Origin of the sequence: Auritidibacter sp. NML130574 (assembly GCF_003185725.2) — a bacterium.
Taxonomy (GTDB): Bacteria; Actinomycetota; Actinomycetes; order Actinomycetales; family Micrococcaceae; genus Auritidibacter; species Auritidibacter ignavus.
The window spans coordinates 1,224,428-1,245,840 of the sequence record NZ_CP031746.1; the positions used below are offsets into that span (position 1 = coordinate 1,224,428).

At 60.7% G+C, this 21,413-nt stretch carries 25 protein-coding genes, 1 tRNA gene and 1 pseudogene; 17 read left to right on the forward strand and 10 right to left on the reverse strand.

Annotated elements, in window-relative coordinates:
• Positions 1–91 precede the first annotated feature (91 nt).
• The 6 genes from DCC27_RS05550 (at position 92) to DCC27_RS05575 (ending at position 4,470) form a co-directional block, all read left to right on the forward strand.
• The gene (locus DCC27_RS05550) at positions 92–595 is read left to right on the forward strand and encodes an FAD-dependent oxidoreductase (RefSeq protein WP_246840149.1); all 504 of its coding nucleotides are present in this window, start codon (positions 92–94) and stop codon (positions 593–595) included.
• A gap of 8 nt (positions 596–603) precedes the next feature.
• Entirely contained in the window at positions 604–840 is a 237-nt protein-coding gene (thiS, locus tag DCC27_RS05555; protein WP_199445921.1) for a sulfur carrier protein ThiS, read from the forward strand.
• 4 nt (positions 841–844) lie between these two features.
• Positions 845–1,669, forward strand: coding sequence for a thiazole synthase (locus DCC27_RS05560; protein WP_110101675.1), 825 nt, complete (start codon positions 845–847; stop codon positions 1,667–1,669).
• A 4-nt stretch (positions 1,670–1,673) separates the two neighbouring features.
• A complete protein-coding gene (locus DCC27_RS05565) occupies positions 1,674–2,858 on the forward strand; it encodes a ThiF family adenylyltransferase (protein ID WP_199445920.1) in 1,185 nt (394 codons plus the stop codon).
• Between the two features lie 169 nt (positions 2,859–3,027).
• Entirely contained in the window at positions 3,028–3,960 is a 933-nt protein-coding gene (locus DCC27_RS05570) for an NAD-dependent epimerase/dehydratase family protein (protein ID WP_110110347.1), read from the forward strand.
• Positions 3,961–4,116: 156 nt separating this feature from the next.
• Complete coding sequence (locus DCC27_RS05575) at positions 4,117–4,470, forward strand: hypothetical protein (RefSeq protein ID WP_110101671.1); 354 nt, start codon at positions 4,117–4,119, stop codon at positions 4,468–4,470.
• Between the two features lie 191 nt (positions 4,471–4,661).
• Here DCC27_RS05575 and DCC27_RS05580 read toward each other — a convergent pair whose 3' ends face one another.
• The 3 genes from DCC27_RS05580 to dnaG form a co-directional block, all read right to left on the reverse strand.
• Positions 4,662–6,128 (reverse strand): hypothetical protein, encoded by a 1,467-nt coding sequence (locus DCC27_RS05580; RefSeq protein WP_199223076.1) that lies wholly within the window; start codon positions 6,126–6,128, stop codon positions 4,662–4,664.
• 517 nt (positions 6,129–6,645) lie between these two features.
• A tRNA-Asn gene (locus DCC27_RS05585) sits at positions 6,646–6,717 on the reverse strand.
• Positions 6,718–6,799: 82 nt separating this feature from the next.
• A complete protein-coding gene (dnaG, locus tag DCC27_RS05590) occupies positions 6,800–8,671 on the reverse strand; it encodes a DNA primase (protein ID WP_110101670.1) in 1,872 nt (623 codons plus the stop codon).
• Positions 8,672–8,755: 84 nt separating this feature from the next.
• Here dnaG and DCC27_RS05595 point away from each other — a divergent pair, with 84 nt between their 5' ends.
• Positions 8,756–9,520: an NAD-dependent deacylase gene (locus tag DCC27_RS05595; RefSeq protein WP_233242822.1), complete on the forward strand. Its 765-nt coding sequence runs from the start codon at positions 8,756–8,758 to the stop codon at positions 9,518–9,520.
• Positions 9,521–9,555: 35 nt separating this feature from the next.
• Here DCC27_RS05595 and DCC27_RS05600 read toward each other — a convergent pair whose 3' ends face one another.
• Together DCC27_RS05600 and dusB are read right to left on the reverse strand one after the other, a co-directional pair.
• Entirely contained in the window at positions 9,556–10,806 is a 1,251-nt protein-coding gene (locus DCC27_RS05600) for a deoxyguanosinetriphosphate triphosphohydrolase (protein ID WP_110101683.1), read from the reverse strand.
• A 52-nt stretch (positions 10,807–10,858) separates the two neighbouring features.
• Positions 10,859–12,094 carry a tRNA dihydrouridine synthase DusB gene (gene dusB / locus DCC27_RS05605; protein WP_110110348.1) on the reverse strand — a complete coding sequence of 412 codons (1,236 nt, stop codon included), beginning with the start codon at positions 12,092–12,094 and terminating at the stop codon, positions 10,859–10,861.
• Between the two features lie 128 nt (positions 12,095–12,222).
• Here dusB and DCC27_RS05610 point away from each other — a divergent pair, with 128 nt between their 5' ends.
• The 4 genes from DCC27_RS05610 to DCC27_RS05625 all read left to right on the forward strand — a co-directional run bounded on the left by DCC27_RS05610 (position 12,223) and on the right by DCC27_RS05625 (position 14,074).
• Positions 12,223–12,492 (forward strand): LLM class flavin-dependent oxidoreductase, encoded by a 270-nt coding sequence (locus DCC27_RS05610; protein ID WP_110098744.1) that lies wholly within the window; start codon positions 12,223–12,225, stop codon positions 12,490–12,492.
• Positions 12,493–12,602: 110 nt separating this feature from the next.
• Positions 12,603–12,836, forward strand: coding sequence for an antirestriction protein ArdA (locus tag DCC27_RS05615; protein ID WP_110110349.1), 234 nt, complete (start codon positions 12,603–12,605; stop codon positions 12,834–12,836).
• 276 nt (positions 12,837–13,112) lie between these two features.
• Positions 13,113–13,475: a helix-turn-helix transcriptional regulator gene (locus DCC27_RS05620; RefSeq protein ID WP_043057154.1), complete on the forward strand. Its 363-nt coding sequence runs from the start codon at positions 13,113–13,115 to the stop codon at positions 13,473–13,475.
• On the forward strand, positions 13,472–14,074 hold the full coding sequence (locus DCC27_RS05625; protein WP_110110350.1) for a cadmium resistance transporter: 603 nt from the start codon (positions 13,472–13,474) through the stop codon (positions 14,072–14,074). Before DCC27_RS05620 ends, DCC27_RS05625 begins: the two co-directional genes overlap by 4 nt.
• A 43-nt stretch (positions 14,075–14,117) precedes the next feature.
• Here the strand turns inward: DCC27_RS05625 and DCC27_RS05630 are convergent, their stop codons facing one another.
• Positions 14,118–14,507 (reverse strand): heavy metal-responsive transcriptional regulator, encoded by a 390-nt coding sequence (locus DCC27_RS05630; RefSeq protein WP_043057152.1) that lies wholly within the window; start codon positions 14,505–14,507, stop codon positions 14,118–14,120.
• Positions 14,508–14,599: 92 nt separating this feature from the next.
• Here DCC27_RS05630 and merA point away from each other — a divergent pair, with 92 nt between their 5' ends.
• Positions 14,600–15,994 (forward strand): mercury(II) reductase, encoded by a 1,395-nt coding sequence (gene merA / locus DCC27_RS05635; RefSeq protein ID WP_110110351.1) that lies wholly within the window; start codon positions 14,600–14,602, stop codon positions 15,992–15,994.
• Between the two features lie 7 nt (positions 15,995–16,001).
• Here the strand turns inward: merA and DCC27_RS05640 are convergent, their stop codons facing one another.
• Complete coding sequence (locus DCC27_RS05640) at positions 16,002–16,532, reverse strand: DinB family protein (RefSeq protein ID WP_043057151.1); 531 nt, start codon at positions 16,530–16,532, stop codon at positions 16,002–16,004.
• A 159-nt stretch (positions 16,533–16,691) separates the two neighbouring features.
• Between DCC27_RS05640 and DCC27_RS05645 the strand changes: the two genes are divergently transcribed.
• Together DCC27_RS05645 and DCC27_RS05650 are read left to right on the forward strand one after the other, a co-directional pair.
• Positions 16,692–17,030, forward strand: a complete 339-nt coding sequence (locus DCC27_RS05645; RefSeq protein WP_110098749.1) for a hypothetical protein — start codon at positions 16,692–16,694, stop codon at positions 17,028–17,030.
• 93 nt (positions 17,031–17,123) lie between these two features.
• Positions 17,124–17,972 carry a hypothetical protein gene (locus DCC27_RS05650; RefSeq protein ID WP_110110352.1) on the forward strand — a complete coding sequence of 283 codons (849 nt, stop codon included), beginning with the start codon at positions 17,124–17,126 and terminating at the stop codon, positions 17,970–17,972.
• A 220-nt stretch (positions 17,973–18,192) separates the two neighbouring features.
• Here the strand turns inward: DCC27_RS05650 and DCC27_RS05655 are convergent, their stop codons facing one another.
• Positions 18,193–18,795, reverse strand: coding sequence for a cadmium resistance transporter (locus DCC27_RS05655; RefSeq protein WP_110101663.1), 603 nt, complete (start codon positions 18,793–18,795; stop codon positions 18,193–18,195).
• Entirely contained in the window at positions 18,792–19,151 is a 360-nt protein-coding gene (locus DCC27_RS05660) for a helix-turn-helix transcriptional regulator (protein WP_006590980.1), read from the reverse strand. Before DCC27_RS05660 ends, DCC27_RS05655 begins: the two co-directional genes overlap by 4 nt.
• A 24-nt stretch (positions 19,152–19,175) precedes the next feature.
• Here DCC27_RS05660 and DCC27_RS05665 point away from each other — a divergent pair.
• Both DCC27_RS05665 and DCC27_RS12650 read left to right on the forward strand, forming a co-directional pair.
• A pseudogene (locus tag DCC27_RS05665) lies at positions 19,176–19,610 on the forward strand (recombinase family protein); the annotation flags it as partial.
• 121 nt (positions 19,611–19,731) lie between these two features.
• A complete protein-coding gene (locus DCC27_RS12650) occupies positions 19,732–19,857 on the forward strand; it encodes a hypothetical protein (protein ID WP_255410796.1) in 126 nt (41 codons plus the stop codon).
• Between the two features lie 223 nt (positions 19,858–20,080).
• Here the strand turns inward: DCC27_RS12650 and DCC27_RS05675 are convergent, their stop codons facing one another.
• The gene (locus tag DCC27_RS05675; protein ID WP_110098825.1) at positions 20,081–20,464 is read right to left on the reverse strand and encodes a metalloregulator ArsR/SmtB family transcription factor; all 384 of its coding nucleotides are present in this window, start codon (positions 20,462–20,464) and stop codon (positions 20,081–20,083) included.
• A gap of 91 nt (positions 20,465–20,555) precedes the next feature.
• On the opposite strand from DCC27_RS05675, the gene DCC27_RS05680 reads away from it, so the two are divergent.
• Positions 20,556–21,386, forward strand: a complete 831-nt coding sequence (locus tag DCC27_RS05680) for a methyltransferase domain-containing protein (protein WP_110101661.1) — start codon at positions 20,556–20,558, stop codon at positions 21,384–21,386.
• Positions 21,387–21,413: the final 27 nt, after the last annotated feature.

Below are 21,413 nucleotides of genomic sequence, written 5' to 3' on the forward strand. Positions count from 1 at the left end.
GTAAACCCCATCTTTACCGGAGGTCTTCACCTATCTCGAGTGTTTACAACCTCCCGAGGAACTACACCTAGGCGCCCAGCACATCGCCGGTGTGCCCGTCTTGCCGTTGCGTCCAGTCTGGGGCGACCTAGTGCGTTTGGCGGTTCCAAACGACCAGCCGGCCCCAGTCGATCGCGTCATTCGCGGTTTCGTCGAGGACCGCCCTATTTACGTCATTCCGCGCACCGATCACACCATTGCCGTGGGCGCCACCAGCCGAGAAGATCAGCGCACCCGTGCCGGCGTCGATGGGGTGTATACGCTGTTGCGGGATGCGATTCGCATCGTACCGGGGCTGGAGGAGTGCGAATTTATCGAGGCCCTCGCTGGGGCTCGACCGGCCACCCCGGACGTTCTCCCGCTGCTGGGCACGGTCGGGTCCAACGTGGTCATTTCGACCGGATATTTCCGCCACGGGGTTTTACTCTCTGCGCTCGCCGGACAGGCCAATGTGGCCCTAGGGTTAACCCAAGACACTTCACAATTTGGACGGAACGAGGCAACAGATAAGGTAGGCATCGACATCAGTGCCTGTGCCTTGGAACGGTACCTGTAAAGGAGAATATGCCCGTGTTGTATACGGTCAACGAGGAACAACGCACCAGCACAACTCCGCTGAGCATCGCGGATATTGTGCACCACGAAACGTCTTCGTCCGGGGCAACTGCCGCAGCTACAGCGGATGCACAAGGCATCGCGGTCGCACTTAATCGCACTGTTGTCCCGCGGAGCCAATGGGAATCACAGCAAGTCAGCGATGGTGACGACATCGACCTACTCATTGCCGTGCAAGGTGGTTAAGCACATGTTGGAGATTGCAGGACGGTCTTTTAACTCCCGGTTGATCATGGGGACCGGCGGTGCGACGAGCCACGAGCTGTTAGAAAAATCCTTGGTCGCCAGTGGCACAGAGCTGACCACAGTTGCTATGCGTCGTTATCGCACGTCACACAGCGCCGATACTCCGTCAAGCAACCGCGGCGAGAGCGTCTTTACGTTATTGGAACGACTCGGCATTGCGGTGTTGCCCAATACTGCCGGATGTCGCACGGCTAAAGACGCAATCCTTACCGCTCAGCTGGCACGTGAGGCTTTAGGGACGAACTGGGTGAAGCTCGAAGTGATTGCCGATGATCGCACGTTGCTACCGGATGTTGTCGAACTGGTCGACACCTGCGAGATGCTCGTGGCTGATGGGTTTGAGGTTCTGGCCTACACCAGTGATGACCCCGTGGCGGCCAAACGACTCGAGGACGCCGGAGCCGCTGCGGTAATGCCGCTCGGGTCTCCCATTGGAACAGGGCTGGGAATTCTTAACCCCCATAATATTGAGCTGATCTGTGCCCGCGCCCAGGTTCCGATCATTCTGGATGCAGGTGTGGGCACCGCCTCAGATGCAACGCTGGCCATGGAACTTGGCTGTAGCGGTGTGCTCTTAGCCAGCGCTATCAATCGTTCCCAAGATCCGGTGACGATGGCACAAGCTATGAAACGTGCGGTGGAATCCGGCCGCCTGGCCCGGGAGGCCGGCCGGATCCCCCTCCGCAACCATGCCGAAGGCGCTCTGGCTAGTTCGACCTTCGAAGGCCTTGCCCGGTGGGATGAGAACTGGGCACAAGAGGTGCTCTAGTGTGATGACCGAGCACAGTCCCCAGCCTTTTCGTAGTCTGCCAGTTCAGGAGCAACGACGCACCGCTCGCCACCTGAATCTTCCCGATTTCGGGCCCGCCGAGCAACAACGCCTTCATGACGCTAAGGTGCTCGTTGTAGGTGCTGGCGGACTCGGTAGCCCCGCTATGCAATCGCTGGCAGCAGTCGGGGTCGGCACCATCGTGCTGTATGACGACGACACCGTCGATATCACCAACTTGCACCGGCAGATATTGTTCAGCACAGCCGACACGGGCCGACCAAAAGTCACCGTCGCTGCCGAACAGCTCCGTCGTTTGCAACCGGACATCAGAGTCGAAGAACATCGCGAGCGTCTCACTGCGGAGAATATTCTCGATGCTTTGGCGCACGTCGATGTCGTACTGGATGGTTCCGATACTTTTGCCACCAAGTACTTGGTCGCCGATGCAGCCGAGATCACCGGCACCCCGCTGGTCTGGGCGACAGTACTGCGATACAGCGGACAGCTTTCCGTCTTTCAGACGGGAAAAGTAGGTCTGAGGGATCTCTTTCCAAACCAACCAAGTGGAGACGCCATACCGGATTGTGCTTCTGCAGGTGTCTTAGGAGCAACCACAGCAGTCATGGGTTCTTTAGCCGCAACCGAGGTCATTAAGGTGCTCACCGGCATCGGTCGCCCACTGCTCGGCTCCGTACTGTCCTATGACGCATTGAACGCCACCACCAGCACCTTTAACGTGATGGCAGATCCGCAACGCAACCCAGTCACACCAGCACAGCTTGGTACAACCCCAAGCACCTGCAGATCAAAAACTGTGTGCCCGGACGGCGATGCCCACACCCGTACCCTCTCTGAACGCCGGCGACTGTTGGACCGCATTTCCCAAGGAGACGCTGTCGCGCTGGACGTGCGCGAATACCACGAAACCTTGCTGGACAATCTCGCAGCGCTAGGACCACACAGTCGCTCCAGCCACCTGGCAATGTCGGAGTTAACTTTGCCAGACGGCACACTTGAACAAGATGCCCCGCAGGTCCGAGATCTATTCTCCCGTCACGGCGAAGCAGACATCGTCGCGTACTGCGCTTCTGGCAAACGCAGTCAGCGGTTTGTTGAGACCTACGCATCACTCGCACAAGCACACGGGGTCACACTGACCAACCTTCCCGGAGGAGTCTCGGGCTGAATCGCCCGGCACACGAGACATCAGCGCCGGTGGTATCACCTCACGAACTATCTATCCCCAAGCATTATCTCGGACGACCTGACTACTCGGCGGTATGTTTGGCACGATAAATGCCGATATGTGACGGGAAAAATCATAGTCAGAGCGAGTATCGGGTAAGCTTCAACTTATGGATCAGCCTCTCCACGTTACTGTTACCGGTGCCGGGGGTTTCCTCGGTAGCCACGTCGTTTCCCAGCTGGAAGCAGCCGGGGAAAAAGTCACCGCGCTAGCGGATGCCAACGATTGCGATATCACCGATGCCCAGGACGTGGAGCAAACCATCGGGCCCTGCGATGTCATCATCCACTGCGCAGCGATGGTGACTATTGAAGACCAGGTGAAACCGCAGGTACGAGCCGTCAACGTCGAAGGCACCGCCAATATCCTGGAAGCGGCGCGTCGTCACCAGGCTCGTCTGGTGTATGTGTCGTCTGTTCATGCCCTCACCGAGGCTCCGACCGGCGTCGTGATGGAAGAACCGGAGTCGTTCGACCCCGACACCGTCTTCGGTGGGTATGCCAAAACCAAAGCCGAGGCAGCGGCCCTTGTCATGGAAGCTGATGACGTCGATCGGGTCATCATTCATCCTTCAGGGCTGTTAGGCCCGAACGATCCCGGGGCAACAAACCTGACGACACTGGTGCAACGCCTGGTGGATGGAGAACTGGGAGTTGTGGTCAAAGGTGGCTATGACATGGTCGACGTGCGTGACGTGGCCGTTTGCGTGGTCAAAGCCTGTCGCACCGGTTCGGGACCCTATCTGGCAACCGGTGGCTACGTGAGCCTGCGTCAACTCGGACGGATTGTCACCAACTTGGTCGATCGACGTGACCCCCTGACATTGCCGTTGTGGGTGGCTCGGCTAGCAGCGGTGCCGGTCGAAGGTGTCGCGCGTCTCTTCGGACGGCCCCCGCTATTTACTAAGTATTCTCTCTATACCCTGAGCTCAGGAAACCGTTTCAAAAATGCCAAGGCCCGCCGTGAGCTGGGGTTCGAGCCTCGTCCACTGGAAGAAACCTTGAGCGATATGGTGGACGAGCGACAGTCGCAACAAGACTGACGCGGCCTTCCTGAAGCACCTGAAGCACCCGCCCTGTCTGTTTCTCGTCGGGCCTCTCCTCGGTAGTCAGGAGGGGCCCGAGGCATGATGCCGTCAGGACCGGCCCCATCGTGATGCGAATGTGGCGATGATCGACACCGATCTCAAAATTTTAGGATGAGATATCGACCACAACTTTATGTTGTCCGTGGTTTTCCGTACGAATGGAAGGACCAACGGTTCATTACCGATACCGACCGCTACCACAAGGAAGTGATCACCATGGGACCGTTCATCGCGTTGGTCATTTTGGGGGCCATCACGCTCTTTGCACTGTTGGGGACTCGCCCTATCTCGACGCTGTTGACTCTGCTTCAGCTGGGATTGTTTTTCTTGGCGGGATTCACCATCATCTATTCAACCGGTGCTGAATATCCGGCATGGGGCCATGCTGTCCTCTACTCAGCCGGATGGATCTTGATCACAGCGTGCCGTTCCGGACTTATCGGGGCCCTGATGAGAGACCGATGACACCGCACAGTCCACGTCCGAGATCGCCACGAAGCAAGCACCAGAAAATTTCAACCTGAAACGTCCTCGTTCCAGTGCTCCGGACGAGGACGTTTCGTTGCCGTTGTATTGGTCTCGGGCTGAAGCCGACGTAAGTTCGACGCACGAGAAAGCGCCCACCACTAACGGGCGGGCGCTTTCTCCGTGCTCATCTAACGGCCGCCTGGTTCCGAACCATCCTCCGGTGCCCGCTTAGTCTCAGTCTGACCAGGTTCCCCTCCCTCAGTGCTGGCCTGCTGCTGTTCAGCAGCAAACTCGTCCGAGGCATCATGGGGCGAAGGCTCCGCAAAGAGACCGTCGTCTTCTCCCTTGAAGAAGTCCTTCGTGTAGATGAGCAGGCACAGAATGATACCTGCCACAAAGCCCCAGCTTGCTCCCATGGTGGCAAGAATTGCTGCGGTCACCCCAGCGATACCAAGGTCGGTTTTCGAGCGTGCCTCGGTAATACCAACTCGAATTGACACAAAGCCCTGCACCAGCAGGGTCAGTGCCAGTGCGACCCCGAGCACCGGCTCCATCAACGTCACGATCGGCAAGAGCCAAAGACCCGTATTCGTTCCCAATCGGAACGAACCCGCCCCGCTGAAAATCGATTGCATCGCCTTCGGGCCCTTCTTGTACCGCTCCGAAGTTGTCACGTGCATGGCAGCCCAAAGCGGACCACACATCGCGGTGTCGGGCCCGAAGATACTCATCAAAACGTTTCGACCACCGAAAATCAGGTGCCCACGGTTGGGGTTATAGCGAACGTTCTCATCGGTACGCACCACGTTTGCTTCGTCCAGCACAGCGCGTGCCTGCAGGACATCGCCGAAGACGACGATGTAGGCAGCCAGCACCGTGGGAATTGCAGTGAGGAACATCCCGATCGGTGGCATACCCAGACCAAACACCGTGTATTCAGTGAATAGCGTGTTGAAATCAGGGGTGCTGAAACCCCACTCGACGTCAGGCCAAGGTACTTCGTTAAACAGCGGAGCGATAACCACAGCCAGGAGCATGGCGGGCAGAATGCCGAGGCTACCGATGAAAGCCAGGACCCCGGATTTACGTTGCCACATCTGGAAGTGTTTTGAGTACAACAAGAAAAATGCGATACCGACGCAGATAGTGATCGTCCAAGGGAAGTCCTCAAATTGCCCGCCCGCGGAGAAGACTCCCTGCACGGCTGCCAGTCCAGCACCGACGACGATGCCGGCGCGCAGTGCGTTCGGCACGAATCGCACCACCTTTGAGGCCAGCCCCGTGACACCCAGCGTCAGCGACAGCACCCCCAACACCAGCTGGAACGAAACCAGCGCATGGACCCGCTGTTCCACTGGGAACGATTCAAGATATAGCGCCAACAGTGGAATCGCTGGGGTGATCCAGCCAGGGACGACCGGGTCACCGAGCATGTGATGGGTGAGGTAGAGCAAGCCGTTGAGAATCACGATCGCAAGCGCAGCCTCAAACGGCATTTCGAGCAGCTCGGTCATCAACGGAATGGCGGAGAGGTCAACCGCACACATTACGAGACCCTGCGTGTAGTCTCGCCATTCAAATCGGTAGTGCAAGAAGGGCAGCCGAACGTCAAACGGCCCCGCCTTCCACGGTTTCGCATATCGACGCGTCATCATATAACTCCTCTATGCCATGACGAAACGCCGCTCTTCGGAATGGGTGTGAGGCGAGATCGGGTTTCGCAGTGGGTGTATTTGTATCTTGAGAGACTTCGAGGTCCTGAAGAATCAGGGGGCACTGAACCACACGATTCCACGGACCTCGATAACGTCTGATTCTAGTTCCTGCTACCGTGCTACGGATGGTTATTGTCAGCACTGTGAGGTACTACTCAAATCGACCTGGCTTGGCCTCGGGCCAGAGGCGTCCGCACCCCGATAACGACCTCGTGAGAAGGCACGCCATCGTGGGTGGCCGAATACCTCGCCCGCCCCCTGAAAACTCGAGATAAAAACAGCTATGGCGCACGAGCCCACCTCGTTCAGTCTCAACCCACCAGATACCGTCTCAGACGGTTGCAGGATGCTGGTAGTTGCTAATGGCATTGGTTGTGCCCAGCTACTGGGGGGGGAGGGAACCTTTAACGCAAAACGTCCCCGCCCGGCAGCTCCGAACGGGGACGTTTCTTCACAGCTCCCCCAGCTGGATTCGAACCAGCAACCCTTCGATTAACAGTCGAATGCTCTGCCGTTGAGCTATGGAGGAAAGCGACGGATAATTACTTTAGCAGAAGAAATCCGAAGTGTGAAATCGAGGTGACATCGGCTGATCTGTGAGGCTGGGGGTCTTAGTGGCCTCTGATGGCCCGGCGACGCTGTTCGAGTTGCATCAGTTCCTGATTGATTTTCAGGAACTCGTCGTCGTTGTCGCCCACTCGATTTAGCTGGGCTAGCAGGTCAGCTTTGCGACGGGTGATCTGTAATTCAAACAGACTGTTCATGATGTCGCGACAGTAGAGAACGACATCATGTTCATTCGTTGCAGGTAAGGCTGTCACGGCCAGCTCAGCGACCATGGGACGCAAGGCAGCGGGCACTTCCCCAGAGACTTTTTCAACCCACCCGTTCAAACTCTCGGTCGTTGAACCTGTGGTAATGATGGCCGCCTGGATCGCTGCGAAGACCGGCACTCTGAAGACAGAGGAGTAGAACGCTTCCCACTGCTCTTGGGAGAGCACCTCCGGGTACTGGAGCAAGACCTCTAGCGCGCCTTTTTCCATTCTGGCCACAGGATCCCTAAGATCGGGGTGACTTGCCACCGGGAGGTTCTCACCTACCTGCCGCTGTTGCCCCGGCTGGGATACTCTGGCCGAGTGTTCTTTTTGGTGTTGTTGGAGGCGACGTTCTTCGGTACGAACCGCTTGGTCGACATCGGTGAGTTCCAGCCCCAGTTTTCCAGCAAGATCTCGAGCGTACTCCTTTTTCATGATGGGATCTTTGATGCCAGCCAGAATGGGGGCTGTGGCTCGCAATGCTTGGGAACGACCCTCCACACTCTGAAGATCAAACCGCTTCAGCGTGGTGTTGAGGGCAAATTCGAATAATGGCCGCTTCGAGTCAATGAGCTCCCGCAGAGCGTGGTCTCCTTTGTTAACACGCAGATCGCAAGGATCCATACCCGAGGGTTCTACGGCCACGAAAGTGCGAGCTTGAAACTGTTGGTCTTCTTCAAAGGCCCGCAACGCTGCTTTCTGACCGGCTTCATCACCGTCAAACGTGAAGATCACTTCGGCGCCACTGCGGTCATCGCTAATCAGCCGGCGCACAATTTTGGTATGGCCCGATCCGAATGCGGTTCCACAAGTGGCTACAGCGGTGTCCACGCCGGCAAGGTGAGCTGCCATCACATCGGTGTAGCCCTCCACCACCACGAGCTGACGGTGCTGAGAGATCTGGCGTTTGGCGATATCCAGCCCGTAGAGAACTTGGGACTTCTTATACAACGCAGTCTCCGGGGTATTCAGATATTTCGGTCCGGGGTCTTCGTCTGACATTTTCCTCGCCCCGAATCCAATGGTGGCGCCGGTCAGATCCCGGATCGGCCAGGTCAGCCGATCTCTGAACCGGTCATACAGACCGCGACGTCCTTCTGAGAACAGCCCGGTGGCTTTCAATTCCTGGTCGGTAAATCCGTGGCGGTGCAAGTGGTCGAGCAGATTCGACCACCCGGCCGGGGCGTAGCCAACCCCGAAACGCTGGGCATCCTCAGCCGTGAATTCCCGGGATTGGAGGAATTGCTGTCCCAATGTTGCCTGGGATGTTTGCAGGGTTTTCTGATAGAACTCGTCGGCAATCTTGTGGGCTTCCAATAGACGCTGGCGCTGTCCGACCTCGCGGCGGTCTGGACCCTGACCGTCCTGATAGGCGACTTCGATGCCAGCTTTAGCCGCTAACGCTTCCACCGTTTCGGTAAATGAGGTGTGTTCCAACTCCATGAGGAAACTAAAGACATCCCCGGAGGCTTCACATCCGAAACAATGGTAGGTACCCACCGATGGCCGCACGTGGAATGACGGAGTCCGCTCGTCATGGAAAGGACACAAGCCTTTGAAGGATCCCACACCGGCGGACTTGAGCGTGACATAGTCTTCCACCACGGCTTTCAAGTCCGTGGCTTGCCGTACCGCATCGATGGTGTCGCGCTTAATCAGTCCTGCCATAGCACCAGTCTAGGAGCAACGACCGACAGCGTTCTCCACTGGCTGAGCATCTGTGGATAGCATGGAGAGGTGCAAGAATTAGTCATGGAAAAAACACGTGAAGTCCTGGCCGATGCCGAGCACATTGTCGTTTTCTCCGGTGCCGGTATCTCCAAGGAATCCGGCCTATCCACCTACCGTGAGCCATTGGAAGGCCTGTGGGAGAAGTGGGACCCCCAAGAATTAGCCACCGTTGAGGCCATGTACTACAACCCGGAGCTGGTATGGACGTGGATGATGCATCAGGCAGTGACCATGCGCCAGGCTACTCCGAATCCCGCCCACGAAGCCGTGGCGGAGATGCAACGCCGGCTCCACGATGTTCGGGTCATCACCCAAAACGTCGATGACCTCCACGAACGCGGGGGTGCCACGGTTCTGTCGCACTTACACGGCCAAATCGCCACATTCCGGTGCCATGACTGTCAGCGTCCCTCGCCGTTTTCGTTGGAGCAGATCCTGGCCCAACAGCAAATCACCCAGGCACCAACTGATCCCGAGCGACTCGCCCAGCCTCTCGAGTGTGAGATCTGTACGGGGTATTTACGTCCCGACATTGTGATGTTCGGCGAGGTGCTCCCCCAGCAAGATTTCACGGACGCTCTGACCGCCATGCAACAGGCCGACGCCGTCATCTCTGTGGGAACATCCTCGGTGGTGCAACCAGCAGCATCTTTGCCGTTGGCGGCCTCGCGGGCGACGCTGATCGAGATCAACCCGGCCCCAACCGAGCTGTCGGAAATGGCCGATATTATTCTGCGAGCGCCAGCAGCTGAGGTCATGCCACAGCTGGTTCCGGCCCGCAACTAGACCATGCTGCGGAGCCGAGTCGTTGAAGGAGACCACTAGTTAATGCGAGTGGGTTCGGCGTTACCGGCCACCAGATTGCCGTGCCACTGTAGCGCTGCGTAGTCGCTCAGTGATGCCACCTGATCGATGACAGCTCGGAATTTGCCGGCGTCGTCGGCCCGCTGCCAGTCGCGGGCATAGGTCGGCTCCAGATAGCGGTCGTCGTTCTCAGCCAAGAGCTCGACCAATTCACTCAGGATCTCGCGTTGCCGGGCGTAAAACGGTTGCCGTTCTTCGGACTCCATCACGTAGGTGGCCGCAATTCCTTTCATGACCGCGATTTCGACCTCGGTGTCTTCGGGAACCACCACGTTGGCGTTGTGTCGGGTGAGGTGGTCATTGCCGTAGACCTCACGGGTGGCGTTGAACGCTGAGGTGCAGAATCGCCCAATGAGTTGGGAGGTCATGTCCTTGAGCTGTGAGCGGGCTTGGCGGGACCCGTCGATCCGACCGACCCATTCTGGTGCGTGTTCCAGCCGGTCGAGCCCAGCCTCGATGGTGGCTTCATCGGTGTCGGGCAGGTACCAGGCCTGGATTGTGGACACCGCACGGGCGCGCTGTTCGGGGTCTTTGAGCCAATGCAGTTGGAAGTGCCCGGAGACCACCCCGTCTTCGATGTCGTGCACCGAGTAGGAAATATCATCGGCGAGATCCATGACTTGGGCTTCCATGGATTTCCTGGTGCCGGTCAGACCTTGGCGGAACCAGGTGAACACTGGCAGATCGTCTTCATAGACCCCAAATTTCCGCACACCGGGTTGACGGGTCCAGGGGTATTTGCAAGCGGCATCCAGACTGGCCCGGGTGAGGTTCAGCCCGGCAGAGGTACCGTCTGCGAAGGATTTTTTGGGCTCCAATCGGGCCAGCAACCGTAGGGTTTGAGCGTTGCCCTCGAATCCGCCGATGTGCTGAGACAGTGTGTCCAGGGCCTTTTCGCCGTTGTGTCCGAACGGTGGGTGCCCGAGATCATGTGACAGACAGGCGGTATCGACCACATCAGGGTCACATCCCAACGAGCGGCCCAGCTCGCGTCCCACTTGTGAAACCTCCAGTGAGTGCGTCAACCGGGTGCGAGTGAAATCATCATCTCCGGGTGAGAGCACCTGGGTTTTGGCCGACAGCCGACGCAGTGCCGCCGAGTGCACCACGCGAGCCCGGTCACGCTCATAGTCGGAGCGGTAGGAGGACTTCGGCGGTTCAGCTAACCAGCGTTGTCGGTCCCAATCGGTATACCCGGGTGTCTGCACCGCTTGGCCGGCATAGGGTGGACGGTCTTCGGGGCCGAAGAGGGGTTGCTGTCTAACCACCGGAGATATCCAATTCTGCAGCGTGGATCATCGCCTGCTGTTCGGTATTGAGTTCTTGCGAGTCCAGCCAACCGTCAGGCAGGTGGGGCTTCTTTGGGCCACCGGCTCGACCGCGGGGGCCCTCAGCGACCGCACCGGGGTACGGGATCGACCGGTCCAGGGTGTCCAGGAGCTCACGCAACTGGTCCAGGGTCTCCACGGTAACCATCGAGCGTCGAATTTCTCCGCCGACCGGGTAGCCCTTGAAATACCAGGAGACGTGTTTGCGGATATCGCGCATGGCCTTGAGCTCATCTGCGTAGGTGTCGACCAGTAGTTCGCCGTGGCGGTAGAGCGCATCGGCAACGGTGCCCAGTCCGGGCCGGAAGCGCTCTTCAGATCCGGTGAAGGCATTCTGCAAATCCCCAAACAACCAGGGGCGGCCCTGGCAGCCGCGACCGACGACCACACCGTCGACACCGGTGTATTCGACCATGGCGATGGCATCTTCGGCAGACCAGATATCACCATTGCCCAGCACCGGAACCTCGCTGACGGCTGCTTTCAGTTCGGCAATGGAGTCCCAGTTGGCCTGACCGGAGTAGTGCTGGCGCATGGTGCGCCCGTGGAGTGCAATCGCCGAGACCCCCAGATCCACAGCCCGACGGGCCGCTTCCAGGGCGGTGAGGTGCTCCTCGTCGATCCCGCGACGCATTTTGATCGTGACCGGAATATCGCCGGCTTCGTCCACGGCGCCCTTGACGATAGAGGTGAACAGATCGATCTTCCACGGTAGCGCCGATCCCCCGCCGTTGCGGGTGACCTTCGGGACGGGGCAGCCAAAGTTCAAATCGATATGGTCGGTGTGATCTTCTTCGACCAGCATGCGCACAGCAGCGCGAGTGGTGACCGGGTCCACGGAGTACAGTTGCACGGACCGCGGTACCTCATCGGGGTCGTGGGAGATAATCCGCATCGACTCCGGTTTGCGTTCTACCAAGGCACGGGCGGTCACCATTTCGTTGACGTAGAGCCCGCCACCGTACTCGCGGCACAGACGACGAAACGCGGTATTGGTGATCCCGGCCATCGGTGCCAACACCACCGGGACCGGAATGGTCAACGGTCCGATCTGCAATGGGGGCAACGCCAGGGTGGTTTTCTCCGTGGTGTGGTGCGGACGGCCTTGATCTCCGGTACCAGTCGCGATGCGCTGTTCTCGCACAGAAGAAGTCACAGTAGTTGTCATGATTGCTCAATTATCCCAGATCCTGGCCGGCAGGGACCACCGCAGGCGGTCCACAGTGCGTAAAGCAAGCAACATCACTTGGAATAATCACCTGGAATGAAGCCCGATGATCAATTGTTGAACCGAGCATGAAGAAGAAACTCGGGTTTCTGAACTTTGGACACTGGTCCCAAGGACAAAACGGGACTGGTGGCGCGCGCCAAGCCCTGCACGACCAGATTGAGATGACTGTCGCTGGCGAGCAGGTTGGGCTGGATGCCGCCTGGATTCGCTCGCATCATTTTCAGTCGATGTTTTCAGCGCCGTTCCCCACGCTGGCTGCGATGGCGGCGCGGACCTCGACCATTGAACTCGGGACCGGCGTGATCGACTTGCGCTACGAGCACTTAGCTTCATGACGGTTGTGTCGTCGAGGCGGCACAGCGGCCGCTGACACGCCACGCCAGGCGTGGCCGGGAGACCTCCTGAGGAGTAGGCGATCAGCCTGCTCGCGGACGAGGAGGACCCCATGACGACCAGCGCCCGGATCATCCGCCACACCGAGCCCCGCGCAGGGCTTGGCTGTCTCGCGTGCCATAACGAAGGTGGTCTCGTCGGGCAGTGGTACGACGCCGAGGACTGCAACGAGGTCACCCCTGCCCAGCTGCACGGTCACGCGACCGACCACGAGGAACTCTGGGTGATGGACCACGAGGGCATCCCTGTCACCGGCGAGATGGACCCCATGACCGCGGCCCAGTAGGGCCGCATCCTCACCTCGGTGCCCGAGCACCAGCAGGAAGCCCTCTTCGGCTGGGTGCGGTCCGGCAGCTACGTCGCCGAGGACGGCGGCGTCCTCGTCTTCCGCAACCTCTGAGCTATAGGCGCGTTTACTGCACTGTCACGTAAACGCGTCTATACCCTCTTTGACAGTACTCAACTGTTGTCGTGGTGGAAATTCTTTAGGGTGAGCATCGATCTACTCCACTTCTCGTAAAACCCAGAAGAACTATTCAGTCACTGCTGTATAGTTCAGCGCATGCTGACGAATGATGCACGTATTGATGTGATGAACCGCTTGGGTCGAGCCATGGCTGACCCCACGCGGTCCCGCATCCTGTTGACCCTGTTGCGTGGGCCAGAGTATCCGGCGGTACTCGCCCAGAACCTTGAGCTGACGCGGTCGAACGTGTCAAACCATCTGGCCTGTCTGCGGGACTGTGGGATTGTGGTGGCGCACCACCAGGGACGCCAGACGCGCTATGAGATCGCCGACCCACACCTGACTCGGGCACTGACGGCGCTGGTGGACACGACCCTGGCCGTCGATGAGGCCGCACCGTGCATCGACCCGGCCTGCACTGTGGGGGACTGTAGTGACGTTGCGGAGGTGAGTGCGTGATCCTGTCCTCCATTGCGCAAGCAGTTGGGCTGTTCATCGCCACCAATATCGACGACATCATTATCTTGTCGTTGTTCTTCGGCCGAGGCCAAGGACAACCCGGCACCACCCGCCGTATCCTGCTGGGACAATATCTCGGATTCCTCGGCATTCTCGGGGCTGCCGTGCTTGCGGCCCTGGGCGCCCAAGCGCTGCTACCTGACCAAGTGCTGCCTTATTTTGGCCTGATCCCACTGGGGCTAGGCCTATGGGCAACATGGCAGGCGTGGCGCAATCGCGACGACGACGATGACGACGCAGCACAGCTGGAAGGCAAGCGAGTCTCGGTCTGGACCGTGGCCGCGGTGACCTTCGCCAATGGTGGCGACAATATCGGGGTCTATGTGCCAGTGTTCGTCAGTGTTAGCTGGAGCACAATCCTGGCCTACTGCATCGTCTTCTTACTCCTCGTCGCCGTCCTGGTGTTTGTGGCTCGATGGATTACGTCCAGGAAACCTATCGCCGAAGCCCTGGAACGGTGGGAACACATTCTGTTTCCAGCAGTCCTCATTGGGCTGGGCATTGTGATCCTCATCAGCGGCGGAGCCTTCGGTCTCTAAGCCACAGCGGTTGAACAGTTCTTGCAGTCATCAGCTCTGGCGGTCAGAGGTTGGTGCAGATGGCCTCGGCGTGGCACGTGGCGGGGTCCGCTGCGCGGCTGGTGTGGTGCAGGGCAGTGACGGTCTGGCGTAATTGGATGAGGTCAGCGATCTGCTGGTCGAGCTCGGTCAGACGGTTGGCCAGCAGCGCGTCGACGTGGGCGCAAGGCGGCTGGCCGGTATCGCGCATCCGCAGAATCTCACCGATGTGGGCCAGGGACAGTCCCGCGCGTTGGCCTCGACGGATGAAATCGAGTCGCCAGAGCATCGCTTCGGGGTAGTCTCGGTAGCCGTTCGGGGCCCGATCCGGGGGTGGCAGCAGCCCGATGGCTTCGTAATAGCGCAGCGTTTTGGTGGTGGTGTCGGCAGCGTCTGCCAATTCGCCAATCCTCATTGAACTCAAGGCTCCTTTATGATCGTCGGACTTGACCTTCCAGTGTACTGGAAGGTTCATACTGGGTGCAGACCAAAGAAAGAGGCAAACAGATGGTACAAGGTTTCGACGTTGATCTGGTGGTGGTGGGCTCCGGTGGCGCTGGCATGGCGGCAGCCATTACAGCCCGGCGGGCCGGCAAAGAGGTGTTGGTGATCGAGCGGGACACCCTCGGTGGCACCTGCGTGAACATCGGATGCGTCCCGTCCAAAACGCTGTTGGCCGCGGCCGGCACCCGGCAAGCCGCCCTGACCAACCCGTTCCCCGGGGTCCCCACCTCCGCCGCGGGCGTGGATCTGGGGTCGCTGGTCGGACAAAAAGACCAGCTAATCACCCGGCTGCGAGACACCAAATACGCTGAGGTCGCGGCCGCGCATGGGTTCCAGATCCGCACCGGGGAGGCCTCCTTTGTTGATCCCGACACCCTGGTGGTGGATGGGACCCCGGTGACAGCCGGTTCGATTGTGCTGGCCACCGGCGCGGTGCCAGCCTTACCACAGGACGTGACCGGGTTGGACGAGGTGGACTATCTGACCTCGACCACGGCCATGGCACTGACCGAGCTGCCCGAGTCCATGATTATTATCGGCGGCGGCTACGTCGGCATCGAACAAGCCCAGCTTTTTGCCGACTTGGGCACCCGGGTGACGATCATCGGCCGGATAGCCCCCACCGCCGAGCCAGAAATGACCGCCATCCTCCGACAAACCCTGACCCTCGATGGGATTACGGTGCTCGAAGAGCACGCCACCGGGGTGACCCAGGAGCATGACCAGATCCAGGTGGCCACCGCCTCGGGACGCAGCCTGTGTGCTGAGCGCCTGCTGGTGGCCACCGGCCGCCGCCCGTCCACCGAGCATCTCAACCTGCCCGCCGCAGGTATCACCACCGACCAGGAGGGATTCATCCTCGTCGATGACCACCAGCGCACCACCAATGCGCGGGTCTTTGCTGCCGGTGACGTTACGGCGGCCCCGCAATATGTCTACGTCGCCGCGGCCACCGGCAAAGCTGCCGCGGCCAATGCCCTGCGCACCGATCCGCAAGTGCCGGCCACGAAAGTCGATTACACCGGCCTACCTGCCGTGATCTTCTCGCGCCCCCAACTGGCCACGGCCGGACTGACCGAAGCCGCGGCCCGGAGAGCCGGGTACCGGTGTCACTCCCGGGTGCTGAGCTTCCAAGACCTGCCGCGCGCCTTAGTCAATCACGACACTTGCGGGGCGCTGAAGATGGTCGCCGAAACAAGAACGGACAAAATCCTGGGCATCAGCGCTATCGGCGATCACGCAGCAGAGCTCCTGCTCCCGGCAACTTATGCGATCACCGCGGGGATGACCACCCGCCACCTCGCCGACACCTGGGCACCCTATCTGACCACCTCCGAAGCACTGCGCCTGGTGGCAGGCACCTTCCATGACGAGCTGCCCACGTCTTGTTGTGCCTGACCCTTTGTTATTCGGGGGTGTGGGGCAGGAAACTCAGTTGCTGGGCGTGGAAGGCGAAATGTTTCGTGGGGTAGGCGTAGAGGTCGGCCACGGTCATCACCGGCCGAAAAAATGGATCCCACCGGGTGGGAAACGCCATCTGCAGCCCCAAGGAGGCGTGGGACTCGGTTTCCAGGTTGGCGGCCAGCGTGGTCGTGACCCGACGCAACTTCCGGGCCATCCGGTGACGATTGTACACGCGCGATGCCGCCCAAGACCCCCAGTAATTGACCCAATCAAAGGGCTTGGTCCCGGCATCGAGCAACCCAGCAAAGGCATTCCCCACGGACGGTGGCAACCGACCGAAACACTTGACGAGGGGCAGCAGGCGTCGGGTCACCATGTAACCGAACACCATGTGAAACAACAATTCTTCGTTGGTCCAGCGCGTACCGGCGCTTCGGCTACGCAACTCGGCGTCACCAGCCAGCGCGAGGAAGGTTTCCAGATCGCCACAGGCGTGCAGATATCCAACGGTGATCTCAGCACGGTCTATCACGGTGACCTTCTTCGGTCCGGAGCGGGGTCTTGCTCGCCTTGTCCTTTTATTATGGACTGCATTTCAACCTGTCTTGGCAGCATAGTTGCGCACACGTACGCAGCATCTAATCGGGCATAGCATGTCTGACAGATCTCTGCCTCCCATAGGAGCCCCACCATGCGATGCCACCTGATCACCGCCACCACGCTCGCCATCGCCGCCAGCGCCCTGCTCACCGGCTGTAGTGGCGACAGCCTCGAGGGCACCTACCTCGACGCCAAGGAGGGCCGATACATGCTCGTCCTCGGCGAGGACAGCACCTGCGGCCACCAGGAGCGGACCAACCCGCAGGCCGAGATCGACGATGACTGTTCCTGGACCCGCAACGGCGATGAGCTGACCTTCGTCGGACTCATGAGCTACAACGTCTACGGCACGGTCAACGACGACGGCTCGATCACCATCCCGCACCAGAACCACGTCAGCTCGAAGCTACTGCAGAAGCAGGAGAGCTGAGCGTGATCACGAGACCCCCGGGGAGCATCCGCTCGCTCCTCGAGGGTCTCTTTCTTGATCTGCGTGAATGCAGGAGTCGTGGGATAATGAAGCATGCGCATCAAAGACTTCTTCGAGGAGCCAGCGGGGACTGACAACCCCTGGGATTCATCGAAGCCGGTTCTCAACGCCGACCTGATCACCCAGCTCGCACAGGGCACCGCTTACGACCCGAACCCGCTGGAGACCGCGCTCGAGCTCACCAGGCTCGTCCGAGCAGAGTACGAGTCCTACGGCACCGAGAAGTCGCACCTGCGGACCGACGAGGACGAGGCGAGGGCCGCACTCAAGGCGCTCCGCATGCTCCTCAAGCGGAGGGGCATCGTCTTCGACCCTCCATGGCGTGACTTCTCGTCCTTCCACAGTCACTGGATCGCTGAAGGTGCCTATGGGAAGTGGCAAGCCCGCCGCGACATCATCGAGAAGGTGTTTCGGCCGATCCAGGATCAGCTTGAGGAGGCCGAAGAGCGGCAGTTCCTTGGCGAACTGGCCGAAGGCATCTCGCCGCACGGCGATCTCGGCTGGACTGACGTCGACGATCACATCTCACAGCTACGGCAGCGCTTCAGGTCAGCCTCCACGCCTGTCGACTACAAGGATGTGGGCAACCGTTGCGTCGGCGTCCTCGAGGCGCTCAGCGCCCACGTCTACGATCCTGAGGTGCACTGCCCTCCGGTACTCTCAGAGCCTCCGGTCGACAAGACCGACATCCGCATCGGCGCGTACATCGACCACCGTCTGCCCGGCAAGTCCAATGAGGAGCTGCGGGGGCTGACCAAGAAGGCGTCGGCTCTCGCCCACAAGATGAAGCACTCACCGAAGGCCGACCGGACCACGACCGGCATCACCGCGGATGCCGTGATTCTGTTGGCGAACATTCTGCGTCGACTCGAGGACGGCTGAGGTCCCGCACGCAGAACAGGGCGCCCGTTGATCCTCCTCCGTCGGATCACCGGGCATCGGGAGGTGTGGTTGTGGCTTCGTTCGCTTCGTGGCGGGGTTTTTGCAACGCTCCGTGGCGGTCTTGTTGCCGCGATCACCCAGGACTGGCTGCAGGTAGGTGTCGCGGTCTGAACCGAGAGGGGTGAGCACGGTCGGGGCCGTTTGGATCGTTGCCGCTACGTCAGAGTCCGAAGGCTCCGCCGCTGACGAGGATCACGATGCCGAGGCCGATGAGAACGATGGGGAAGAGGATGTGCTCCCAGCGTTCGAGCACTTCGGCGATCGGGGGGCGGGTGGCGACGAACTTTGCCAGGGCCACCAGGACCGCGACGAGCGCGAGGAAGACGATGCAGTAGGCGACTACTGCGAGAGGTTCCACGCTGAGGAAGACAGGGGTGTAGACGCCGATGTTGTCGCCGCCGTTGGCAAAGGTGACGCCTGCGACTGTCCACACGCCGACCTTCTTGCCGGCAACCTTGGCCTCGTCGTCATCGTCGTCATCGTCTCCGCGCCAGGCCTGCCATGCGGCCCAGAGGCCGAGGCCCAGAGGAATGAGACCGAAGTACGGGATGGCTGCCGAGGGCAGGAATGCTCCGGCGCCGATGGTCACCAGGACCGAGGCACCGAGGATGCCGGCGAATCCGAGGTACTGGCCGGCCAAAATGCGGGCGGTAGTGCCGCGCTGGCCTGCCCCTCGCGCGAAGAAGAGGGAGAGCACGATGATGTCGTCGATGTTGGTCGCTGCGAACAGGCCCATCGCCTGCAAGACCGAGGTGAGGATCATGCGCCCTCCCCAGCTGCGTCGCATCCGGGAAGCGAGCAGGCGGGATCGATGCACGGGGCGTCTTCGTCCACTGCCAGGGTGGCATCGACCAGTGCCGTTAGCGCCTGCGCCAGGTGCGAATCGGCGATCTCATATCGTGTCCGACGGCCCTCGGGCTCGGAGACGACGATCCCGCAATCGCGCAGGCATGCCAGATGGTTGGACACGTTCGGGCGTGTCAGGTCCAGATCTCGGGCCAGTTCCGCCGGGTAAGCGGGATGGTCGAGCAGGGTCAAGATGATCCGGGATCGAGTGGGGTCGGCCAGTGCACGACCCAGGCGGTTCATCACGTCGAGACGCGAAGCAATAGTCAGCATGAACTTAACTATACAGCAGGTACTGAACACTCGGTCACAGGCGTCAGCCCAGATCGCATGCCCGTAAGGGGATCCTTCACCGTACGTCGGCTGGCGCGCTCGCTCCCGGACGCGAGGGACACCGCCGACGAGCTCACCATCAAGGGAGTGGCGCTCAGTCTCGGAGGCAGCGTCTACGACCCCAACGATGCCGTCGGCCGGTTGCTGTTCAACGTGCTCGGCATGGTGGCCGAGTTTGAGGCGGACCTCATCCGCCTGCGCACCCGCGAAGGCATTGGCATCGCCAGATCCAAGGGCAAACTCAAAGGCACGAAGCCCAAACTCTCGCCCTCTCAGCGCAAGCACCTGCTGACGTTGCACACGGCCGGCGAACACACCCAAGCCGAGCTCGCCGAGCTGTTCAACGTCTCCCGCACCACCATCTACCGCGAGCTGCGCCGCACCACGGCCGCCACCTGATCGCGCCTGCACCGCCACTGAGAGATCACAGAAACCCGCCACCAAGCCATCACATCCACAGCTCTTGTCCTTCGTGACCTTCACGCCCGTCTTGGAGCCGACCCCCTTGATGAGGTTGCTGATGAGCGTCGGGGCGACGATCACCGAGGCGACGAGCGCCGAGATGCCGCCTGCGATCCAGACGTTCTCGAAGATCCCCATCGCCTGCGTCAACAGCAGCCGCACGACCATGAAGCCGACGGTGTAGAGCGCCGCCATGAGCGCGAGCCGCCAGATGGGCGAGCGGGCCTGGAACGCCTGGAACTCGCGCCATGCCGTGCGCAGGGCACCCTTCGTCTCGCGGAAGTCGGGCCGTCATCCTCCGGCAGCACCAGTAGCCCTGCCTTGAGCATAAGGCCGACGAACTGGAACCCTCGCGGGAGCAGCGTGGAACCGCTACGCCGCCCTGCGCCGCTGAACCCCGAATCTCCTCAGCAGGAGCACGCGGGAGTGTCAGTGCTCAGTGTCTGCGGGTCGAGCGCGGCCGAGAGCATCCCCAGGATCTCGGGAACGACCGCGTAGTAGGCCCACTTGCCGCGCTGCTCACGCGTGACCAGGCCGGCGTCGACGAGCTGCTTCATGTGATGCGAGACCGTGGGCTGGGAGAGGCCGACAGGCTCGGTCAGATCGCACACACACGCCTCCCCGCCGGACTGCGCAGCGATCATCGACACCAACCGCACCCTCGTGGGATCACCGAGGGCCTTGAACATCCGCGCCAACTGCTGCGCATCCTCGACCGCGAGCACCCCACCCGTGACGGGGGCGCAACATCCTCCCGTGTCGGTCGCGACCAGCGACAGTGAGATCGGCATGCCCTCGACCCTACGCCATGCATTGACAACTGTCGATACATCGACGAGCATCAATATGTAGTCGGGGTACCCGCGGGAAATGGAGCAGGCAATGAGCGAGAACGAGAATACCGAGCTGCGTGAGCAGGTCCGCGCCCGCTACGCCCAGGCCGCGACCGCGGTCACCACCGGCACCTGCAACGCCGACCTCCTCACCGAGGAGACCCCCGTCTCCTCGTGCTGTTCCAGCACGACTGCCGCCGAGGGCACTGAGCCGGATTCGGGTTCGTGCTGTGCTCCGACCGAGCGGAGCTTCGGCGCGGGCCTCTACGACGAGGCGACCGCCGCCGGACTCCCATTGGAGGCGGTCGAGGCCAGCCTGGGCTGCGGCAATCCCACGGCGGTCGCCGAACTCCACAAGGGTGAGCGCGTCCTCGACCTCGGCTCCGGTGGCGGCCTCGATGTGCTGCTCCCCGCCCGCAGGGTCGGTAAGTCGGGGTTCGCCTATGGGGTGGACATGACCGACGAGATGCTCCCGCTGGCCGAGAAGAACAAGAACGAGGCCGGGGCGGAGAACGTCGAGTTCCTCAAGGGCACCATCGAGGACATATCGCTTTCGGGCGGGTCGGTGGATGTGGTGATCTCCAACTGCGTCATCAACCTCTCCACCGACAAGCCCGCCGACCTTGCCGAGATGTTCCGCGTCCTCGCGCCGGGTGGCCGTATCGGGGCCTCCGATGTCGTCGCCGAAGACCCCCTCACCCCCGAAGAGCGTGCTGAGCGCGGTTCCTACGTTGGGTGTATCGCCGGAGCCCTGTCGAAGACCGAGTACCTCGACGGCCTCGCCAAGGCGGGGTTCACGGGTGCGAGCGTGGAGTTCACGCACGAGCCCGCGGACAGGATGCACGCCGCGATCATCCGCGCCACTAAGCCTACGAACTAACCGCATACCCCGAGCTGACGAGGAGAC

What these genes read in the sequence shown, in the direction of transcription:
- DCC27_RS05675 (WP_110098825.1), bottom strand. Translation starts at nt 20,464, where the DNA reads ATGCCGATCTCACTGTCGCTGGTCGCGACCGACACGGGAGGATGTTGC.
- DCC27_RS05560 (WP_110101675.1), top strand. Translation starts at nt 845, where the DNA reads ATGTTGGAGATTGCAGGACGGTCTTTTAACTCCCGGTTGATCATGGGG.
- DCC27_RS05570 (WP_110110347.1), top strand. Translation starts at nt 3,028, where the DNA reads ATGGATCAGCCTCTCCACGTTACTGTTACCGGTGCCGGGGGTTTCCTC.
- DCC27_RS05680 (WP_110101661.1), top strand. Translation starts at nt 20,556, where the DNA reads ATGAGCGAGAACGAGAATACCGAGCTGCGTGAGCAGGTCCGCGCCCGC.
- DCC27_RS05595 (WP_233242822.1), top strand. Translation starts at nt 8,756, where the DNA reads ATGGAAAAAACACGTGAAGTCCTGGCCGATGCCGAGCACATTGTCGTT.
- DCC27_RS05615 (WP_110110349.1), top strand. Translation starts at nt 12,603, where the DNA reads ATGACGACCAGCGCCCGGATCATCCGCCACACCGAGCCCCGCGCAGGG.
- DCC27_RS05660 (WP_006590980.1), bottom strand. Translation starts at nt 19,151, where the DNA reads ATGCTGACTATTGCTTCGCGTCTCGACGTGATGAACCGCCTGGGTCGT.
- DCC27_RS05610 (WP_110098744.1), top strand. Translation starts at nt 12,223, where the DNA reads ATGAAGAAGAAACTCGGGTTTCTGAACTTTGGACACTGGTCCCAAGGA.
- thiS (WP_199445921.1), top strand. Translation starts at nt 604, where the DNA reads ATGCCCGTGTTGTATACGGTCAACGAGGAACAACGCACCAGCACAACT.
- DCC27_RS12650 (WP_255410796.1), top strand. Translation starts at nt 19,732, where the DNA reads ATGAGCGTCGGGGCGACGATCACCGAGGCGACGAGCGCCGAGATGCCG.
- DCC27_RS05575 (WP_110101671.1), top strand. Translation starts at nt 4,117, where the DNA reads ATGAGATATCGACCACAACTTTATGTTGTCCGTGGTTTTCCGTACGAA.
- DCC27_RS05580 (WP_199223076.1), bottom strand. Translation starts at nt 6,128, where the DNA reads ATGATGACGCGTCGATATGCGAAACCGTGGAAGGCGGGGCCGTTTGAC.
- merA (WP_110110351.1), top strand. Translation starts at nt 14,600, where the DNA reads ATGGTACAAGGTTTCGACGTTGATCTGGTGGTGGTGGGCTCCGGTGGC.
- dusB (WP_110110348.1), bottom strand. Translation starts at nt 12,094, where the DNA reads ATGACAACTACTGTGACTTCTTCTGTGCGAGAACAGCGCATCGCGACT.
- dnaG (WP_110101670.1), bottom strand. Translation starts at nt 8,671, where the DNA reads ATGGCAGGACTGATTAAGCGCGACACCATCGATGCGGTACGGCAAGCC.
- DCC27_RS05620 (WP_043057154.1), top strand. Translation starts at nt 13,113, where the DNA reads ATGCTGACGAATGATGCACGTATTGATGTGATGAACCGCTTGGGTCGA.
- DCC27_RS05655 (WP_110101663.1), bottom strand. Translation starts at nt 18,795, where the DNA reads ATGATCCTCACCTCGGTCTTGCAGGCGATGGGCCTGTTCGCAGCGACC.
- DCC27_RS05630 (WP_043057152.1), bottom strand. Translation starts at nt 14,507, where the DNA reads ATGAGGATTGGCGAATTGGCAGACGCTGCCGACACCACCACCAAAACG.
- DCC27_RS05565 (WP_199445920.1), top strand. Translation starts at nt 1,674, where the DNA reads ATGACCGAGCACAGTCCCCAGCCTTTTCGTAGTCTGCCAGTTCAGGAG.
- DCC27_RS05650 (WP_110110352.1), top strand. Translation starts at nt 17,124, where the DNA reads ATGCGCATCAAAGACTTCTTCGAGGAGCCAGCGGGGACTGACAACCCC.
- DCC27_RS05645 (WP_110098749.1), top strand. Translation starts at nt 16,692, where the DNA reads ATGCGATGCCACCTGATCACCGCCACCACGCTCGCCATCGCCGCCAGC.